14 protein-coding genes are annotated in these 18,752 nt (G+C 69.1%); 6 read left to right on the forward strand and 8 right to left on the reverse strand.

Translation table 11 applies throughout. From position 1 onward, the window contains the following. A partial coding sequence (locus ACFSL4_RS34600) for an HNH endonuclease (protein WP_381091733.1) occupies positions 1-1,321 on the forward strand: 1,321 nt, incomplete at its 5' end. Here the strand turns inward: ACFSL4_RS34600 and ACFSL4_RS34605 are convergent. The 7 genes from ACFSL4_RS34605 to ACFSL4_RS34635 form a co-directional block, all read right to left on the reverse strand. After that, the gene (locus ACFSL4_RS34605) at positions 1,289-2,473 is read right to left on the reverse strand and encodes a Wadjet anti-phage system protein JetD domain-containing protein (protein ID WP_381091735.1); all 1,185 of its coding nucleotides are present in this window, start codon (positions 2,471-2,473) and stop codon (positions 1,289-1,291) included. The genes ACFSL4_RS34600 and ACFSL4_RS34605 overlap by 33 nt on opposite strands. A gap of 1 nt (position 2,474) precedes the next feature. After that, complete coding sequence (locus ACFSL4_RS34610) at positions 2,475-5,891, reverse strand: ATP-binding protein (RefSeq protein WP_381091738.1); 3,417 nt, start codon at positions 5,889-5,891, stop codon at positions 2,475-2,477. Beyond that, complete coding sequence (locus tag ACFSL4_RS34615; protein ID WP_061915718.1) at positions 5,888-6,511, reverse strand: DUF4194 domain-containing protein; 624 nt, start codon at positions 6,509-6,511, stop codon at positions 5,888-5,890. Before ACFSL4_RS34615 ends, ACFSL4_RS34610 begins: the two co-directional genes overlap by 4 nt. Then, positions 6,508-7,992 (reverse strand): DUF3375 domain-containing protein, encoded by a 1,485-nt coding sequence (locus ACFSL4_RS34620; protein WP_381091740.1) that lies wholly within the window; start codon positions 7,990-7,992, stop codon positions 6,508-6,510. The genes ACFSL4_RS34615 and ACFSL4_RS34620 overlap by 4 nt, the downstream gene beginning before the upstream one ends. 965 nt (positions 7,993-8,957) lie before the next feature. Next, complete coding sequence (locus tag ACFSL4_RS34625; RefSeq protein WP_465269773.1) at positions 8,958-10,055, reverse strand: IS110 family RNA-guided transposase; 1,098 nt, start codon at positions 10,053-10,055, stop codon at positions 8,958-8,960. 908 nt (positions 10,056-10,963) lie between these two features. Then, positions 10,964-12,220, reverse strand: a complete 1,257-nt coding sequence (locus ACFSL4_RS34630) for an McrC family protein (RefSeq protein ID WP_381091744.1) — start codon at positions 12,218-12,220, stop codon at positions 10,964-10,966. Beyond that, a complete protein-coding gene (locus tag ACFSL4_RS34635; RefSeq protein WP_381091746.1) occupies positions 12,213-14,315 on the reverse strand; it encodes an AAA family ATPase in 2,103 nt (700 codons plus the stop codon). The genes ACFSL4_RS34630 and ACFSL4_RS34635 overlap by 8 nt, the downstream gene beginning before the upstream one ends. 320 nt (positions 14,316-14,635) lie before the next feature. Here ACFSL4_RS34635 and ACFSL4_RS34640 point away from each other — a divergent pair, with 320 nt between their 5' ends. After that, positions 14,636-14,863 (forward strand): hypothetical protein, encoded by a 228-nt coding sequence (locus ACFSL4_RS34640; protein ID WP_306187973.1) that lies wholly within the window; start codon positions 14,636-14,638, stop codon positions 14,861-14,863. 31 nt (positions 14,864-14,894) lie between these two features. Here ACFSL4_RS34640 and ACFSL4_RS34645 read toward each other — a convergent pair whose 3' ends face one another. Next, the gene (locus ACFSL4_RS34645; RefSeq protein ID WP_381091748.1) at positions 14,895-15,155 is read right to left on the reverse strand and encodes a hypothetical protein; all 261 of its coding nucleotides are present in this window, start codon (positions 15,153-15,155) and stop codon (positions 14,895-14,897) included. Positions 15,156-15,516: 361 nt separating this feature from the next. Between ACFSL4_RS34645 and ACFSL4_RS34650 the strand changes: the two genes are divergently transcribed. The 4 genes from ACFSL4_RS34650 to ACFSL4_RS34665 are packed head-to-tail and all read left to right on the forward strand — an operon-like array spanning position 15,517 to position 18,459. Beyond that, positions 15,517-16,005 carry a helix-turn-helix domain-containing protein gene (locus ACFSL4_RS34650; protein WP_381091750.1) on the forward strand — a complete coding sequence of 163 codons (489 nt, stop codon included), beginning with the start codon at positions 15,517-15,519 and terminating at the stop codon, positions 16,003-16,005. Beyond that, positions 15,999-16,373 carry a LuxR C-terminal-related transcriptional regulator gene (locus ACFSL4_RS34655; RefSeq protein ID WP_381091752.1) on the forward strand — a complete coding sequence of 125 codons (375 nt, stop codon included), beginning with the start codon at positions 15,999-16,001 and terminating at the stop codon, positions 16,371-16,373. The genes ACFSL4_RS34650 and ACFSL4_RS34655 overlap by 7 nt, the downstream gene beginning before the upstream one ends. Continuing rightward, positions 16,367-17,665 carry a sensor histidine kinase gene (locus tag ACFSL4_RS34660; protein WP_381091754.1) on the forward strand — a complete coding sequence of 433 codons (1,299 nt, stop codon included), beginning with the start codon at positions 16,367-16,369 and terminating at the stop codon, positions 17,663-17,665. Before ACFSL4_RS34655 ends, ACFSL4_RS34660 begins: the two co-directional genes overlap by 7 nt. Continuing rightward, the gene (locus ACFSL4_RS34665) at positions 17,662-18,459 is read left to right on the forward strand and encodes a hypothetical protein (RefSeq protein ID WP_381091756.1); all 798 of its coding nucleotides are present in this window, start codon (positions 17,662-17,664) and stop codon (positions 18,457-18,459) included. The genes ACFSL4_RS34660 and ACFSL4_RS34665 overlap by 4 nt, the downstream gene beginning before the upstream one ends. The last annotated feature ends 293 nt before the right edge of the window (positions 18,460-18,752 follow it).

The raw sequence follows: 18,752 nt of genomic DNA on the forward strand, positions 1-18,752 counted from the left end.
TCACGCTGGCCGCATAACCACCCCAACGCGTGTCCACCTTCGCGGGGGAAGGCCCCTGCGCCCGTCGAACCTGTTCCGTCCTGACGCCTACGTGCTCGGGCCCCCACAACTGGTTGCCGTCCCGGGGGTGCTTACGGGCACCGGGCGTACGACGCCGGGATGGGACGAGACCGTGTACCCGCCGTCGCCTGTCTACCGCGCAGACACGGCCGTGCCGTTCTCGGCGCACCCTAACGCCGACGAAGCCCAAGCAGTGCGCCGTGAGGCGATCCGTTGGGCACAAGATGTCCTCGACGACCCCAGCACGGTCATTCTGGCAGTCAGCGCCATCGGTTCACCTGCTCCGGCCACCCCGCCTCTGGAGCGGGCAGTGCCCTACGAGATAGCACTCACCTCGACGAGCGGCCGCAAGAGATGGCATCAATTCATCAACCCTGGCTGGGATACGACTTACCTGGAGCGGCTCCGACTCGACAAGGGCGGCCTCGCGGTACTCGAATCCGCGCCCCGTTTCCGCGAGGTGGCTGACACGCTGCTGCGGCGGATCCAAGGCAAGCGCGTCGTCATCTACGGACGCAGCCTCCAGTACGCCGCGATCTACGCGGCGCTGGAGTACGCCTGGCTCGGGGATGGGCTCCCCCACGGGGCGCTGTGGCCGGGCACGGCGGACACTCTTGCGCAGTTGGAGCGCAGCCGCTGGGAGTGTGCACGCCTGCGCCACGGTGAGTTCGACAACGACTGGGATGCGGCGGAGGGACACTTCGCGCTACCGGTCGAGGAATCGGCTGCCGACGCGCTCTCCCGATGCCGAATGACTGCTGCTCTACTGCGCCGTATGGCAGATCCGGCCCTCCGCTACGCGGAGCTGAATGCCCGGGCGGAGCGCGCCGTGCGGGACGGTAAGAGCCACCGTCCCAGGTCCCAAGGTGGTCAGCGGCTAAGCCGCATCGCAGCCTCCCGCCATGCGGTGCTCGAGCGGAGCCAGGGGGCTTGCGAGAACCCGCGATGTCCTGATCCCCGCTACACCTCGGCCCTCGGTCGCAACGGCTCCTACCTGCTGGAAGTGGATCACATAGACGATCACGCCAAGGGTGGCGACGACCTTCCCAGGGCCATGATCGCTCTGTGCCCGAACTGTCACGCGCTGAAGACCCGTGGCAAGGTGGCCGACTCGTTCCGTGACCTCCTTCGCGCTACGGCGCTCGTCAGGCACCAGGAGTTGCTCACCAAGGCTCGTTGCAAGTGCCCTTCGCCAGCACCGGCTGGCCAACTGTGTTGTGCGCAGTCCTCAGCGGAGCTCGTTGAGGGCTTCTTCGAGTAGGTGAAACCGCACGCGTTCTTGTTCGAGTCGCACCTTGGAGCCGAACTCTCCGGACACCAGGATGTCGTAGGCATCGGCTTCGTCCGGTGAGAGCGTGCCGAGGTGCTGGTGGGTGGGGGTGTCCTCCTTCACCCACTGACCTCGGTGCTCCAGGAGAACATCCCGATTCATCAGGATGGACCGTGTGTGCGGGAAGGCCCGGCGCAGCCGGTCGAGGATGGCGAAGCCGTGGGTGTCCAGGTCGCCCCAGTAGACGAGGCGTGTGCCGTGCAGCCAAGTCAGAGTAGCTAGTTGGGTGACGGCGTAGCCTCCGCCGTGGATCACCATGCTGTGAGGTTGGTCGGGGAAAGCGAGGTAGGTGGTCTCGTTCTCGACGACGTACACAGTCGTGATGCCGGGCGGTGACGCGGTGAACTCGTCCGCGCGGACCGTGAGCTCGCGAAAGCCGGCCACTGACGCGCCGTCGAGGAGCCGAAACCGCAGGTAGACGGGCTTGCGCAGGAAGCGGAAGCGGGCGGCGAAGTCGGTGCGCACGACCTCGGAGTTGATGCGGTTCTCGGGCAGGCAGTGCTCCAGCAGGGTCGTCAGGATGGCACGGTGGTGTTCGATGAACTTGGTGTCAACGCCGGGCACGTCGAGCTGGCGCAGGTAGACGGTCGGGCCGCGGTAGTCGGTGATCCACCGGACCGTGGCCTGGAGGCGGGGCCAGTCGGCATCCCGCTGGACGACCTTCATCGGGTGCTCGGCCATCCACGCGGCCAGAGGGGGCAGGCTCTCGCGGGCGGCGGCCAGGAGGGACGTGTAGCGGGTGACCGTGTTGGTGACGCCGAGGAGTTGGAACAGGTCGTCGCGGTGGTCGATCCAGGCCCGGGCGGGGGCGTTGTTCACGCCGGCTAGGCGTCCGCCGAGCTTCCGGTACTCGATGCGCAGGTGCCGGTGTTTGTCGGGGGCCCATGAGGTGGCCCATGCGAGGACGTCGTCGTAGTGCTGGGTGATGTCGCCGGCCTTCGGACCGCGCAGGGGGATGGCGAGTGGGTCGAAGTCCGTACCGTCGGCGAGCTGGCTGAGGAACTCGCCGCGCTCCCAGCGTTTGCGCAGGCGGGCGGCGACGTCGCGGGGCGTGGTCCAGGTGGGGGTGGAGGTGGCCGCCATGTCAGTGGTCCTGTCCGGTGGCGGGCTGTCCGGCGGCCAGGGCATGGGCGAGGCGTTCTCGGCGGTACTGGGCGATGGTCAGGGTGCGCAGGCGGGAGTGGTGTCCAGTGGGGTTGTCGACGAAGCCGACGGCGGACACGTACGGCTCGATGACGTGGATCTTCTGCAGCGGGGTGACGATGAGGAGCTGCAGGCCCAGGCGCTTGAAGAGGTCCAGGGCGAAGCGGGCGGATTCCTCGGAGCCGCGGCCGAAGGCTTCGTCGATGACCACGAAACGGAAGGTGCGGCTCCTGTTGGCGGTGGTGTCGAGCTTGAACTGGTAGGCGAGGGAGGCTGCCAGGATGGTGTAGGCGAGTTTCTCCTTCTGCCCGCCGGACTTGCCGCCGGAGTCGGAGTACACCTCGTACTCACTGTCGTCCTCGCGGCGGCGTTCGCTGGCGCTGAAGACGAACCAGTAGCGCACGTCGGTGACGCGCCTGGTCCAGGCTCGGTCGGCATCCGTGTGGCCTTCGCGGCCCTTGAAGCGTTCGATCAGGCGCTGGACCTGGTGGAACTTCTCTTCCGAGTACAGGTCGGAGTCGTCACCCGAGAGGACGTCGTCGGTGCAGGCGCGCAGTTCGGCGGTGAAGTCGCGGATCTCGGTGTTGGGGGTCTTCTCGGGCTGGAGCATGATGTAGCGGCCCGGGTTGTAGTCGATGTCGGCCAGCGACTCGTTGATGGTGGTGATCCGTTCGCCGATCTCATCGGCCCAGTTATTCAACTGCGCGTGGAATCCAGCGATTTCGCGGATGACGTTGGTCTTCAGGTAGGTGCGGAACTGCTCTTCGAAGCGCGGCAGGTCGTCGGCGACGAGCTGGCGGTGCAGGGCGCGGTAGCCGGCGGCGGAGGCGACGGAGTCGTCAAGCTCGTTGGTCTCGGCCGGGTAGTCGGTGCGGAAGGTGCGCATCTGGGAGGCGATCGCCTGGGCGAGGCGGGTCTGCTCCTTGCTCCACCGGTTCTTTCGCGCCGTCCCCTCCTCACGCAGCCGGGTCTCGGCGCGGGCGCACTCCTTGGCGGTGGCGCAGGTGAGTCGGGCTTCGTTCAGGCGTTGTTCGAGGGCGGGGAAGTGGGCCTGGGCGTCGGTGGCGGCCGGCTCGGCGAGGATGACGCGTGCTTCGTCGCAGGCGCGTTCGGCGGCGTCCCGTTCCCCGTCGATGCGGCCCCAGCTCTCGGTCGCGCTCGCGTAGGCCGCTTCCTGCTGCTTGATCTCAGCGGCGATCTTGTCCAGTTGGCGGGTGAGTTCGTTCAGGTCCTTGGAGTCGGCCTGCAGGCGCTGCTTCTCCTCGGTCAGCTCGGCAATGTGCCGCACGACGGAAGGCCAGTCGATCTCGCTGAACTCCCCCATGGCCGCCAGCCGGTCGAGGACCTTATCGCGGCTGATGGCATCCTCGTGGGCGGCTTCCAGGCTGCGTTTCGTGTCGGCCGTCTCGCACTGGGCTGCATGGACTTTGCTGGCTTGGTCCAGGAGGGCGTCGATCTTTGCCTGGTTCGTCCAGCCGAGCACGTAGGTGCTGCGGTCGTCTATGCGGGTGGTGTCGTTCTTCTCGTGGCGGCCCCGCGTCCCCTTGATCAATCCCTGTGCAGTCATGGCGAGTTCGGCCTGCCGGAAGTCGTCCATGGTGGCCACGCAGGTGTGCGAGGCCCGGCGTTCAAGTTCGCCGGCCAGCCACTCGGCGAAGGGCGAGTCGCCGCGGATTTCGAGCTTGGTGAACAACGCGGTCGAAGGGGCCGGCTGGGTGCGCCGGGCCGGGGTGTGGTTGGGGACGCGGAAGTACACCAGCTTCGTGCCCAGGTGGTGGTCGTTGATCCACTCGGAGACGCGGGCGTACTGGCCTTGGGGGACGACGAGGGACAGTGCGAAGCCGCGCAGCAGCCGCTCGGCGGCGCCCGCCCAGGTCTGTTCTTCGTCGCGGACCTGGATGAGTTCGCCGACGAAGGGCAGCGTGCTCTCTTCGATGCCGAGTTCCTGGCACAGGAGGGTGCGAACCTGAAGCTGTTTGCGGGGGATGTTGCTGCGGCGGGAACGCAGGCTGACCAGGTCCTCATTGATGTCCTGGGCCTGCTGGTGAAGGCGATCGGCCTGAACGGCGAGCTTCTCCAGGGCCGCTCGCGTCTCCTTCTTGTCCGCGGCGACGTCGTGTTGGGCCCGGGAGATCTCCTCAAGGCGGTCGGTGAACTGGGCCTGATCACTGGCCGGAGCCAGTCCGGCCTGTTCCAGCAGGTGGGCGTGGTGGCGGGCGAGCCTTTCGCGCGCGATGCGCAGCCGCTCCGCCTCCTCGATCTGGCGTTCCAGTTCGCCAAGGCGCCCGCCGCCCAGGCCCTCACGCTCAAGTTCCCACCGGCGTTCCTGGCCGCGCAGCCGCTCCAGCTCCTCATGGGCAGCCTTCTTCTCACCCTCCAGACGCATCAGCGACCGTTCCAGCTCGGCGCGTTCTGCCTCGTGGAGAACCGCCGTACGCGCGGCCATGAAGTACCGCAGCGCAGCCTGCTCGGCATCGGCTTCCTCGATCCGGGCGGCCAGGCCCTCGTAGGTGTCGCAGTCCGCGAGCAGCGGGGTGAGGGCTTCGATCTGGGCTCGGGCCCGCTGCACGGAGTTGTAGGTGGTGGTCAGGGCGTCGAAGTGGCTGACGATGTTGTCGGTCATCGCGGCCGCATCGAACGGCTCGAGCATGTGGCTGCGTACGAAGTCGTCCAGGCTGCCCACCGACTTCATCGACACCGTCTGGTGGAAGAGCTCCAGGGCCTGCTCGGACTCGATGCCCATCCGGCGCCGTAGGTCCTTGCTGTAGGGCGGGAACGACTTGTGGACACGGACATCGCTAGCTTCGAGGCGCTTCTTCAGGGCTCGCACTTCGGTGCCGAAGTCCGCGAAGTCACCGGCCACGGACAGGGCCCGATCCGCGACCAGGAACAGCCGTTCGGGGCTGGTGGCGTTGGCGTCGGGCAGCCAGAACACCTGGCCCACCGTGACGGTCAATTCCAGCGCGGCGTTGTGGAACACGCCCAGGATGACCGAGTAGCTGCCGGGCTTGCGCAGCGCCACCGGCTTGGTGGCTCCGGTCTCTTCGTTGCGTTCGGACTTGTAGTGGCCCAGCACATAGGAACGCAGGCTGCGCTCGCCGCTCTCCGCTCCGGCAGCCCGGTTGTAGGCGATCTTGCGGGCGGGCATGAACAAGGTGGTGATCGCGTCCACCAAGGTGGACTTGCCGGAACCGATGTCCCCGGTCAGCAGCGCGTTGGCGCCGGCGAGGCCGAACGACCACACGTGCTTGTCGAACGTGCCCCAGTTGTAGACCTCCATGCGCTCCAGCCGAAACCCGGCCGCGGCGAAGGTGGCGGGAATGGGCGGGTCGGCAGGGCCAGACTGAACGGGGATCACTGCGTCTTCTCCTGAACGATGTGGGAGGCTGCGTACTGGGCCAGGTTGGTCTCGAAGTCGGCGAGCCACTGTCCGTCGACGAAGGCTTTGATGATCCGCTGCACCTCGAACAACTGCTCCTGTCCTCGGGCGCGGCGCAGGAACTGCAGTTCCACCATCTTGTTGATGTGGCCATCGATCTGGTCGACCAGGCGCGCCTCGTTACTGCCGGCCGGGAGGAACGTGCGGATCATCTCGACGATCTCGTCCCGGGTGATCATGAGGCGGGTGCCGTCGGCGCCGGCGTCGAACTCCGCGAGCCGCTTGCGCAGCAGCACGATCAGCAGGCTGACGGGGTAGGACAGTGAACGGCGCGGAATCAACCGCGGCGGCGCCATGCGAGGGTCCCGGACAGCGTCCTCGTCGTCGGGCATCGACTGCAGGAAGGCGTAGCCCTCCATTTCGTCGATCACCACGCGCAGCCCCATGACCTCGACGTAGTCCTTCACCCGAGCACTCAGGTGCACCAGCGCGTCCCAGGCCCGCTCGTGCTGGTCACGGAAGACCGGACCCTTCAGCAGCTGGTTGACCGGCAAGGAGAGGGTGTACGGCTGTGGGGCGGAAGTGGAAGGCGTCGTCATCGCCCCTCCTTCTTCTGGTCGGTGGCCCAGGCGATGCCGGGGTTGATGCGGGCGAAGGTAACGACGGGCACGGTGGCGACCTGCTGGACGTCGTCCTCGCCGATCCACGTGATCTCTTCTTGGCGGTGGTCGTCGAAGACCGTGGCGAACCCGTCGTCGGGCAGCGCGAAGTAGGCGACCAGTTCGGCGAGCCCCTGCTCCAGGGGGTGCTCACGCAGAGTCTCGGCCAAGGACACCTGCGTGCGCGCGCCGAGGGCGTCGTGGACGGCTGCCGTAAGCCGGGCGGGATCGACGTAGACCGCCTCGAACAGCGCGTCGGCGGCGAACTCCTCGTCCCCCGCTTCGATGCTGGTGCTGTCGATCGGTGTCTTGACCAGCGGCGTATACAGCGGCCGTTCCATCGGCAGAGCGATGGCCGGGGTCGCTGCGTCGATCTCGGCGACCAGATCCACGCCCGGCACGTCTCGCAGCGCCAGTGCCTGGGTCTCGATCGCGCGTACCAGCTCCAGGACACGGCGGTCTTCCGAGCGCACCTGGTCATCGAGGAATCGTCGTAGCTGATCCGACAGCTGTCGCACGGTGGCCTGGGTGCGCTCGGCGGCCTCCAGCCAGTCCCGGGGCATGCGTCGCATGCGCGGATCGGGTTCGTCGATGGCCTCCATCGCCTCGACCTCGGCAAGCAGCGTCTTGAGCTCGTCCTGACGGCTCGGCGCGAGCAGGAAGTCGTAGAACGCCTGGAAGGTCCGGCCCTGGTCCGACTCCGCGATGCTCTCGCGGCTGCCCAGCACCTCATCCAGCAGTTCGCCCTTGGCCCCGTCCCAAGCCGCGATCTTGCTGCGCAGATCGCGGTCCAGATCCCGGAAATTCGCCTCGACCTCACGGAAGTCGGCCAGAAGCCCATGCGCCGTATCGGTCACCTGCTGATATCGGTCCCGCAGCGCCGCGCTGTCCAGAACGTCCACCTCTCCGGCCTCAACTCGCTCGATCTCCAGGTCGATTTCGTGACGGCGCCGCGCGAGTTCAGCCAGCCGCGCCTCCGGATCGGTTTCCGTCCCGAACGTCATCTGCCGCAAGAGATCGAAGATCGTATTCAGGCGCGACTCCGTACCGACGAACGAACGCTCCTCAAGTGACCTGATCCACGAGATGGCCTTCTCGACCGCGGCCGTGGCGTCATAGTGCGGCTCGTCCGAATCCGGCGGGTAATACTTGCGCAGCCAGCCGTTCCCCGGCGCCGCCCAGTCGTCCAGATACGCCTTGGCGGACTGGGGAAACGTCCCGTGCCCCAGCCGCTCATTGAGCGCGAACAACTCGTCATCCAGCCGCTCGACAAGTTCCACACCAGCAACCGAGCGCGCCCCCTGCTCGACGAACACCTTGTTGAGGAAGCTCAGCATCAACGCCGCATTGTTGGCCGTCAGCAGCCGCCACGCTGCGCTCTGCTTGCGCAACGCAACCAACCGGTCGTAGTCCAATTCCATGCGTCCTGCTCTCTCACGACCCCTGCGGATGACGACATCCCCCGCCCTCAGCGAATCCGCAGGCTCTGTCGGCGCCCACGCTCGCGCAAGCCGACACGGGCATTTCGCGTCGGCCATTAGGAACCGTAGAGGCCACCACTGACAACGGAGGCCGGCTCGGTAAGCGGCAGCACATGCCACGACGGCCTCGGGGAAGAAATCAGCAGGTGAGAGCTAGATACATCACAAACTCTGCGCCCTTACTGGCAATCTTTTCGAACAAATACCCGAGCACCGCACCGCACCTCGCCCTTCCAGGAGTACGGCGCCCTACCGACATCGGTCCGGTCACAAGCGTCAGCGTTCAGCACCTGCACGCCGTTCGTCCGACATCAGGCCGCCGCGTCGAACCACCGGCCGTTCAGCTCGCCACGCCCTCACGCTCAGGCGGCCACGCCGCGCCACTCACAAGGAGCGAGCCAGGGTGCATCCACACCGAAGAAGCCCCTTGACCTTCAGCTATTGCCACGATTGCTTGCCAGCACAGAACTGCAAACAGGGACGGAGTAAGCCCCGCCATCCACCGCCCTGCAGGCCAGTACAGAAGACAGGGGCCCCGCCGGAACCATCCGACGGGGGCCTCATCTGTCACGGACTTCCAGAGCACAGAGGCCCGTCAGGCTTTTTCGGGCGCCCCACCGCGCTTCTCTCCGCGGAGTGGCCATACAGGACGTTCTGATCAGGCTTCTGGGTTACGGACCCCACCCAATGTGTGCGATTGCAAACAAGCGTGCCAGCGAAAGCGTCGCAGAGACACGGACTGCATGACGCGCCAACCGCATCGTGCACGCCGACGCAGATGACTACACGACGAAGCCTCACCGGATCGCTCCGGTGAGGCTTCGTCGTCCCACGACTCCGGGAAGAGCCCCCGTCGCGATGGCTCCCGGTGGAGCTTCGCGGCTCGCCCGCTCTCACGGACGCCCCTATAACGGGGGAACGCCGGGTACCGTTCTGACCAGGTTGAAGACCTCTCGGGCGGCATATCGCTTGAGGCATCGGATGATCTCGCGCCGGGTCTTGCCCTCCTGGGTGCGGCGTTCGTAGTACGCCTGGGTGCGCGGGTCGTGGCGCAGGCGGGTGAACACGATGCGGTGGAGGGCCGCGTTCGCCTGGCGGTCGCCGCCGTGGTTGAGACGGCGCGTGCGCCGCCGACCGGAGGAGTACTCGATGGGACTGACTCCGCAAAGGGCAGCAAAGGACGCCTCGGTGTTCAGCCGCTCAGGATTGTCCCCCATGGTGATCAGCAGGGTAACGGCGCTGTCCGGGCCGATGCCCACCGGTTCGAGCAGTTGTGGAGCGTGGTATCCGACGAGCCGAGTCAGGCGCTGGTTCAGCTCATCGATCTGCCCGGTGAGCTGCTCAATGCGCTCGGCGAGCATGCGCAACGTCAGGTGGGTGGCGTGAGTCACCGCGTCCTCGTCTCCCCCGCCGCCGGGTAGGCCGAGGCGTGCGCAGGTTCGGAACAGCTCGCGATTGCCCAGGCTGGACAGCTGTTCCCGTAGGGCGGGGTCGGCAATGACCAGAACGGCTTTGAGCTGGTTGATCGCCTGGGTGCGGGCCTTGACCGCGGAGTCCTTGGCGAGCTTGAACAACCGGGCACTGTGCACCGGACCGTCGCCGGACTTGGCCCGGGCCCGGGCGCGGCCACTGAGCACGGCCCGCGCGGCGGCCTGAGCGTCGAGCGGGTCCGACTTCCCCAGCAGCCGGCGGGCTGAGCGGTCGGGCCGGTTCACTTCGTAGACCTCGACCTGCTGCGCCAGCAGGTAGCGGGACAGGCCCGCGCCGAAGGTGCCCGTGCCCTCCACACCGGCCCGGCGCACCGTACCCAGCTTGCGGGCCCACACGAGCAGCTGCCGATAGCCGGCCGCCGTCGCGGGAAAGGACTCCGTTCCCAGGATCTTCCCGAGCGGGGAGATCACGGCGGCAACATGCACCTCGCCGTGCGTGTCCACGCCCAGGACGACCTCGCGCCGAACGGGCGGATCCGTGCTCGAGGAGGTGCTGCGCTGTCTGGTCGTCATGATGGTTCGCCTCCCGCGTGGTGGCGTGCTGGGTGGATGGCACCGGCCTGCTCGGGCGGTCTGAACCGTGATGGCGCCTGAACTCGGCAAGGCCCCTATTGGGACACGCCCTGTGGCTCGGTGGCAGGCAGCATCCCGCAACGGCAGCCGACAGGTCCGTGACTGGACACGCGGTCATAGATCTCACGAGTCAGACCCCCGCCCGGGACGGCATCGCGCCACCATCCCATCGATCCCGGCGCATCGGCTCGTCCCGACCACAGCCGGATGGCTTCGCCCGAACCAGTGCTCAACCTGGGCGAAGAAGGCTGAAAATGGGTTGGCTCTCCACCCACTTGCGACCGGCAATGGCAGACCGCCTCGTGACCCGCTCTGCCAAGCACCTTGCATCGCCGTCACACGGACGGCTTCGGCGGTGGGCTCTACGAGACCGCGGCCTGAGCGGAGGGGGCCCGCGCATCCTCCCGTCTCGCTACCGCTCAGAAACCGCAGGACATGCTCAAACCCCTCCGCCCAACACGCCGAACCTGATCCCGGCCGAGCACAACAGCACACGAAGGCGAGGGGCGCGATCAGGCGTCGCCAGCCGCAAGAGCGGCGACCCGGGCGCCGACGTCATCGGCCGCCTCACCAACGGCCTCGAGCCAAAGCCTGTCCGCACTCGATCCCGGGTGTCGGCGCCGGACTCTCCGTCCACCAGCTCGGCCAGGCGATCACCGAGGCGGCTCTCCTCGTTGGGCCGCCACTGGCCATAGCTCCCTGATGTCGGCACGTGGTATCGCCTGTGGGACGGAGGCTGAACCGAGCGCGGTGCGCTTCGCGGGCTTGCAAGGCTTCAAGTGCTCGGGCACTCCCAGCCTGTGAGCGACGGGGGACCCAGCGCCTCGGCCTACGTGGGCGGGCGGCGGTCACCGGTCGGCCCAGGGCAGTGCCGACCTGACCCACAGGGCCGCCTGGTGCGGGGACGCGTGTGTGTCGACACCGAGGACGTGGATGCTTCCGAGTGCACCCCGCGGTCCACTGACCTGGAGGGTCCGGTGGGAGTGGCCACCGGAACACGGGTGGACGATCACTGCACGCGGGTCGGCGCTCGGGGTGTAGCCGGCACCGTAGGTGAGGAGTTGGTGGACGTCGCCCGCGCCGACGCCATAGCGGTCGTAGCGCTTGTACTTGGCGTCCACCGGAAGCAGAGTGCGCGCGGACGGGGCACGCCCCGGAAGGCTGAGCAGCACGTCGGGCCGGAAGGTCGAGGTGCTGCCGAGGTCGCCCCGGACGGTAATGCCTGTCGCACCGCCGCTGGGGACGGCGTGCCCGCCGTGCGGGGCGGCGGCCTCGGTGGCCAGACGTCGGACGACGGCTTCCCAGAGGGCGGGCATGGCCAGCAGGAGGCCGTCCGCCGTCATGCCGTCGTCGGTGAGGAGGTCGGTCACACCGCCGCCACACAGGAGCATGCGGGCCCAGGTGTGCGCTGCGCGGTAGCGGGCGTTCAGGCGTGTGTACCGGGTGCGGTCCAGGGAGCGCAGGGCGGCGTCGGGAGTCGGGGTCTGCGGGAAAGCGTCGGCGATGGTGTGAAGGTCGCGGGCCAGGTCGGGTTGTGTGGCCAGGGTGCGGGCCACCCGCAGCGCGGTTCCCAGGACGCGGTTGTCGTCGATGTCCGCCTCCCGGTCGAAGGTGCGGACGTGCAGTTGATCGAGCTGCCCGTAGCGCCGGAACACTTGTGCCGCGATGTCCAGGCGTCCGCGCAGGACCGGTTGCAGGCTCTGGCGGCGTACGTAGTCCCGGCGCAGCCCTTCCCGGACCAATTGCTCGCACTGCTCCAGCAGGGCCGCCGCCACAAGGTCGGCGTAGCCTTCCGGGCCGGTGGCCCAGCGCCGTGCCGTCGCCGGGAGCGGCGCCGGCGCGCCGAGGGCGTAGGCGAGCCAGCGCATGAGCTGCTCGCCCGGGATGGCGAACTTGGACTCGATCACCAGGCGGATGCGGTCGAGCACCAGGATGCCGACGGTCGCGTCGGCCTTGAGCCGCCATCCGGACGGGGCCTGGTCCAGGCCGAGGCTGCCGCGCGTCTGGAGGGCGCGCAGCCGCTCGACGTCCCGGGGTGTGAGCTGGTCGGCCCGGAGCAGTGCGGATCCGTACTCCGCGAGCCGGACCTCGGTGCGGTCAGGCATCGGGGCCCGGCGTGCCGCTGGTGAACTCGGTCGCCAGTGCGGCGGCGAGGTCCTGCGGCGGCATCAGCGCGGGGCGTCCGGTGTCCGCGTCGACGAGGCTGCCGAGGATGCGGTGCAGCAGGTCGGCGCGGCCGAGGCAGTAGTCCTCCAGGAGCGGGATCACCTCGTGGTGGAAGGCGGCGGCCAGGTCCTCCTCGGTGGCGATCGGCTCGCCGTTGCGCAGCAGGTAGGCGTGCCCTATCTGGTGGTCGGCGTCGAGGTGACGGGCGATGCGGGTGTTGAGGGACTCGAAGAACTGTGCCAGGTCCAGGGGGCCGACGGTGCCGGACACGGCGTCCGGGTCGGGGCTGACCGGGAGGAAGGCGAAGCGGCGGCGTACGGCGGCGTCCAGATGGCTGATGCTGCGGTCCGCCGTGTTCATGGTCCCGATGATCCGCACGTTCGGCGGCACCGAGAAGGTGCGCCTGCTGACGGACAGCGCGAGGGGCAGGCCGCGCTTGTCGAGTTCGAGCAGGGTGACCAATTCGCCAAAGATGCGCGGCAGATCGCCCCGATTGATCTCGTCGATGATCAGCAGGAAGGTCTCGTCCGGGCGTGCGATGGCCTGGGCACACAGGGTGTGGAACACACCGTCGGTGAGCGCCAGGGTCAGCCCGGGGCCGGTGGCGCTCAGGTCCGGCTTGAAGCCCTCCACGAAGTCCTCGTAGCCGTAGGACGGATGGAAGGTCACCATGTGGATGCGGCCGTCCCGCAGCGTCTCTGCCTGGGCCGCGGCCCGCTGGTCCGGCGTGGAGTTGAGCGCGTCCGCCCGACCGGCGAGGGCGAGGGCAGCGCCGAGTGCGAGCCGGGTCTTTCCGGTGCCTGGAGGTCCGTGCAGGATCACCTGCCCCTTGCGCTCCAGCGCCTCCAGTACGCCTGCGACATCCTCGGGCAGCGTGACGGGGCCGCCGGTGTACGACTCCGTCGACTCCACGCCCATATCCGCGAGGCCCGCGGTGATCCTGGCGAAGAGCGTCGGCTGCACCTTGGCGAACGTGGACCGCCAGCCGTGCTGGGGCTTCGACAGCTTCCGCGCGTGGGAGACGTCCCAGGACACCGGGACGACGTGCTGGTACTCGGAGTGGTCGGCGTCGAAGCGGTAACTCCCGCTGACGGTCCCGGTGGCCAGAACCTCGTCCATTCCACGGTTGGCCACGATCCGGTCCCCCGCCTCCAGGTCCCGGAACGCCAGCAGTCGCCGGGCGAGCGTCAGGCTGCCCCCGCTGCTGCGCGGCCAATACGCGTCGAGCGCCTGCTTCAGCTCGGTATCGCTCTGGTATTGGCCGAGGTCGCCGAGGTCGTCCCACCCGACGCGGATCACCCCGCCGTCACGGCACTCTTCCCACAGCCGTCCTCGTTCACCGGGGGCGATCTTCCAGACGGCGCGCTGCTGCGGACGGGGATCGAACTTCGCGTACAGGAAGTGCATGATTTCCTGTCCGCTCCAGCCGTCGAACTCCGGCTTCGCGCGGACGAGTTCCAGCAGCCTTCGGTTGTTGCGCCAGGCCGGCGCGTCGGGCTGCGAGGAGCCGCCCAGCAGAGCGACAAATCGACGCAGGTGCTCGCCGGCGTAGATGGGCAGGAAGTGCTCGGGGAAGTAGGTGGCCAGGAACTTGGTCACCAGCGTCGGACCGAACCGCAGCGCCTCAAGGTCGTCCACGGCCTCGAAGTCCGCTGCGGACACGGTCTCGAAGGCCCGCACGAACTGCCCGCGCAGCTCCTCCCACGCCTCCTGCGGTTCCATCCCGCGCAGCGGCGCGGCCACCCGCCACTCGCCGGAGTTGTGGTGGTACATGATGTGCTTCGCCGCGCTGCCGCCCTTGATGCTGCCGAGGTTCGGGGTACCGAACTCCATCAGCCTGCAGTACGTCGGTCCGCTCCCGGACTCGGCCGCCTGCCCCAGGGCGTAGCGCGACAGGGGCAGTGTCGGCCACTCCTCCAGGGGGAACTGAGAGAGCACCTGCTTGCGTTCGTCCTCGGCGGCTGTCGCGCTGTCCGGCACGCTGCTCCGGTCGAATGCCGCCGCTGCCGCCCGTAGGTCCATTTCGTCCGCCATGAAGGTCATCATGCCGGATCATCGACCTTTTGAGCGGGGCAGTTGAGGGCGAGCCTGGGAGGCGCTGAAAGCCTGGAACGGTTCTGGGAAGGGGACGGTTGGGGTGGATCCCGCCCCTGCCCAGAGCGGGCAGGCGTCGGCCGGCAGACCACGGTTCGAGTCGTAGCCCCATCGAGCCCGGCCGTCGCTGCCGCGCAGTGGTCAGTTCCTCGCGCGCACCGTGTGGGTGGTGCCTCCACAGTGGCTTCCGGACTCCGCGCGAACCCTGCCGCCGTGTGTCATGTGCCATGCTGTGGCGGTTTTCAGAAGGAGAGGATGAGATGACAGAGAAGCCGCTGACTCACAAGCAGGCGCTCGCCGCGCTGATCCGGGCGCTGGGTGGCACCTGGGACACCGAACGTGCCGTGCTGGCCCTGCGAGTCGCCGGGTACCGGCCGGCGGATGACGAAGCCGCGGGCAAGGAGGCCCGTCACAATCTGCGCGAGCTCGCCAAGGACGGTCTGATCGTGAGACCGGACCCGGACCAGGCCGTGTACCGGCCGGCGTAGTCGTCACCGCGGGGGCTCCGGCACTGACCCGTCAAGGGTTGGCAGGTTCTTGGAAGCCCTTCGTCTTGATGTGCGCGATGGCTGACGGATGACTGGTCAACCACTCACCGCACACCCGCCAGTGATGAATGCTGCCGTCGCTCAACTCGGTGCGCACTTGCGCGACGAGCCTGTGGTCGCAGTCGCCGCGCGAGGCCATGGAACAGATCACGTCCTCGTGTTGCCCAATGGCCGGTATGTACGGGTGGATCGACAGGATCGGAGAGCGCATCTCCCGCGCCGCATGATGCATGGTGCGGAGGGTAACAACGCGACACCGTAGTTGCTCCGCATCACGGCGCTTCCGGCACCTCACCGCGGCCACGGCCTCGATCCGCACTGATCCGCCCGGCGCTGCCACCAGCGAGGCGTCCAGGCTCGCGGCCGATGGAACACCGCCCTCGCAGAGGCGACCAACCCCACTGCAGCACGAAGCTCTCGACCCGCACCCGCCGTGGCAGAACAACCAGGGTACGCCGGCAGCGTGAGCGCCAGTGGGGCCTCCGCGAGCCTTTGCGTGGAAGGCCCGGAGCCGGCAGAGTTCGCAGTCGTTGACCTACTCCGCCACTGTCCGGCCCGGTAACATTCGGCCGCGAAGCGGACGGAGGGGGAGCATGTCGGCGTCCGGGGACACGGAACACCAAGGGAACGGCGGACGCAGCGGGCGCCAGGGGGATGTCGGGCGCGGCGGGCACAGCGAGGCCAGGATCGCCGTAGCGGCGGTCGACGACCACCCGGTGGTCCTGCTTGGCCTGCGGACGTACTTCGCCGAGCACACGGCCGACATCGAGCTGGTACATGTGGCGCCCGACGTGGACGCGCTCCTCGCCGGGCTGCACCCCCCGCCCTCGCCTGCCGGCCCGTCGGCGGGCGCCCTGCCCGGCGCACCACCGGACTCGTCTCCCGGCGCACTGCCGGGGATGCTCCCGGCGATGCCCTCGGTGGTCCTGCTCGACCTGCGGCTGCGAGACCGCAAGGCCGTCGACGACAACGTCCGGCGCCTTCGGGCCGCCGGAGCGCGGGTGCTGGGTCTTCACCACCGAGCACCGGCCCGCCGCGGTAACGCAAGGCGCTGGACGCGGGGGCCGCGGGTCTGGTGCTGAAGGAGGACCCGGAGGCGCGGCTGGTGGACGCCATCCGCGCCGTGCACGGCGGGGAGCCTTATCTGTCCAGTCGGCTCGCACACGCCATTGTCACCGATCCGCGCGGTGCCGTCCGCCTCAGCGGTCAGGAGCGCCGCGTCCTGGAGCTGATCGCCCGGGGTCTGCCGCACCGTCAGGTGGCGCGGATGCTGCACATCACCGAGGACACCGTCCGCACGTACCGCAAGCGTGCCATCGAGGCGTACGCCGCCGCGGGCGAAGGGCTGCTGAAGGACAACCGGCAGCTGGTGTGGCGCGCCGTGGCAGACGGCCACATCGACCTCGCGCTGAGTCCGGCGGACGACCTGCCGGACACCCTGGGATGGTGACACCGAACCCCGAGGCGCCGCGTCCGGGAACCTACCGCCATGGCGTGTGGTCCGGTCTTCAGCGCGCGATGGCGGCGGTCACGGCGCTGTTCGTGGTGAGCTGGTCGATGCTGCTGGTGTCATCGGGCGGACGGCTCGCGCCCGCCGTTCTCGCCACCACCGTGGTGTTCACCGCGCTGGCGGCCGCCCTGACGGTGCGCGGCGCACTCGTCCTGCTGGGCCGTAACGATGTCTGGGCGGCCGTGGGTGTCTCGCTCGTCACGGAGGCGGTGTTCGCGGTCGAGCGGCCGTCGCTGATCGTCGTCGGGCTGCGCTGCGAACCCACCGCCGCCACCGTGCTGCTGGCGATCGGGTTCGGACCGCGCCGGATCGCGTGGCCGGTGTCCTTGGCGGTCATCGGCGCGCAGATCGCGGCGAGTTGGCCGATGGACGGTCCGGCTGCCGCGGTGCAGGGCACCTGGCCGGTGCTGGCCGCCGCGGTGGCGGCCGCGGTGCTGGGCCCACTGCTGTGCACCGCCGGAGCCCGTGCCGACGCCGCCCAGGAACAGGCACTGACGGCAGGCGCCACGGCCGCACGCGCGCAGGCCCGCCGGGAGGCGCACCACCGCTTCCAGGACCTGCTGCACGACGAGGTGAGTTCCGCGCTGCGGGCGGTCAGCATGCCGGGGATCGCCACAACGCAGGTGAGGCAGGCATGCCGCAGTGCCGTGGACGCGCTGCTGCGGGTGCCTGCCGCACCAGGGCAGGCCGCCGACCTCGCGGCCCTGCTCACCAGGCTCACCGCCGGAGGCGGGCCGCCCCTGAGTGTCGAGGTCTCGGGTGCCGTCCCGGTGCCCGCCGAGGTGGCCGAGGCCGCCCTGGGGGCGGCGGCCGAGGCGGTGCGCAACGCGGTCCGGCACGCCGAGGCGCGGGCGCTGAAGGTGCGGCTGCGCGGGGACGAGCACGGCTTCGTGCTCTCCGTCGCCGACGACGGGGTGGGGTTTTCCCCGGCCGGGGTGCAGGTGTCCTCGGTGGGACTGCGGAAATCGGTGCTGCGGCGGATGGCCGACGTGGCAGGCACCGCGGAGGTGCACAGCTCCCCCGGCGACGGCACCACCGTACGGCTGGTCTGGCAGCGCGGGCGGTACACACGGGCGAGTTTGGTGGGGCCGCCACAGAAACCCCGGACCGGATGGCGAGCATCCGCGCCGCGGTCGGGGACGTCCGCCGGCCGCTGGCCGCGGTCTGTGTCCCCTATCTGCTCGCCACCGGGGTCGTCGCCGCGATCCACACCGCACGGTCCCCACGGGTGAGCTGGCTGATGGTGTGGTACGTGCTGCTGGCCGCGGTGACGGTGGCGTTGCTCTTGCGCGCCCGGACGGCGATCGGGGGGCGCGCGGCCGCCGCCGCGAGCGCCTTCGCCGTCGGCGGGGCGGTCGGCAGCTTCCTTGTGATCCCCACGTCGGGCATCGCCGACGACACCTCCTGGCCGATCGGCGCGGTCACCCCGCTGCTGACCGTGCTGGTGATCGTCCGGCCACCCTGGGAAGCCCTGCTTGCCCTGGTACTGGAACAGGCGGGGGTCGTCCTGGTGCTGCTGGCCGGGCCGCCGTTCGCCGACTCATGGGGCGAGAGCGTGGCCAAGGCCGTGCCGGCGTTGTTCGCCCCGGCGCTGGGTGTCGGCATGGGGCTGGCCATCGGGCAGACCGTGACCCGGCTGGGCGCGGCGGTGATGCGAGCCAACGCCGAGCGGACGGCCTCGGCCGCTGTCGAGTCCGCCCGGCAGGCCCGCGAGGCGATGCACCGCAGACGCCTGGCCGACCTCGACGAGGAGATCCTTTCCTTCCTGCGCCGTACCGCCTCCGGGGATCTCTCCCCGCAAGCGTCGCAGATCCGGGTCCGGGCGCGGATGCTGGATCTGGCCGTCCGCGACGAGCTGCACCTGCCCGGTGTGCTCGGCCGTTCCACTCGTGAACTGCTGGGTGCGGCGCGTGCCGAGGGCTGCGTGGTGACCATCCAGTCGGACGCCGACCATCCGCCCCGCCGGATCTGCTGCGTTGCCTGCTCACCTGCGCGCTGGGCACGGGCCCCACCCCGCAGGACCTGATCCTCAGCGTGGAACCCCGGCCGAGCGCGCTCCTGGTCAGCCTGGTGACGCTGCCGGGAGATCCGACGCGGGCCGCCGCCCTGCGCAAGGCCCTGACGGGGACCTCCGCGGTCGTTGAGGACGGTACGGAATCCACCTGGGTCGAGGTCTCCACTCACGCGGCCGGCGTCGTGGCCCCGCCTACCGCTGTCCCCATCGATGGGGACAGCGCGATCGGTGCCCCTGCGGCAGGATGACCGTACGACGGGCGGCCGTTCGGGGGATGGCCGCCCGTCGGTGACAGGTACGCAGGC

It is taken from the genome of Streptomyces caeni, assembly GCF_042678285.1.
Classification (GTDB): domain Bacteria; phylum Actinomycetota; class Actinomycetes; order Streptomycetales; family Streptomycetaceae; genus Streptomyces; species Streptomyces caeni.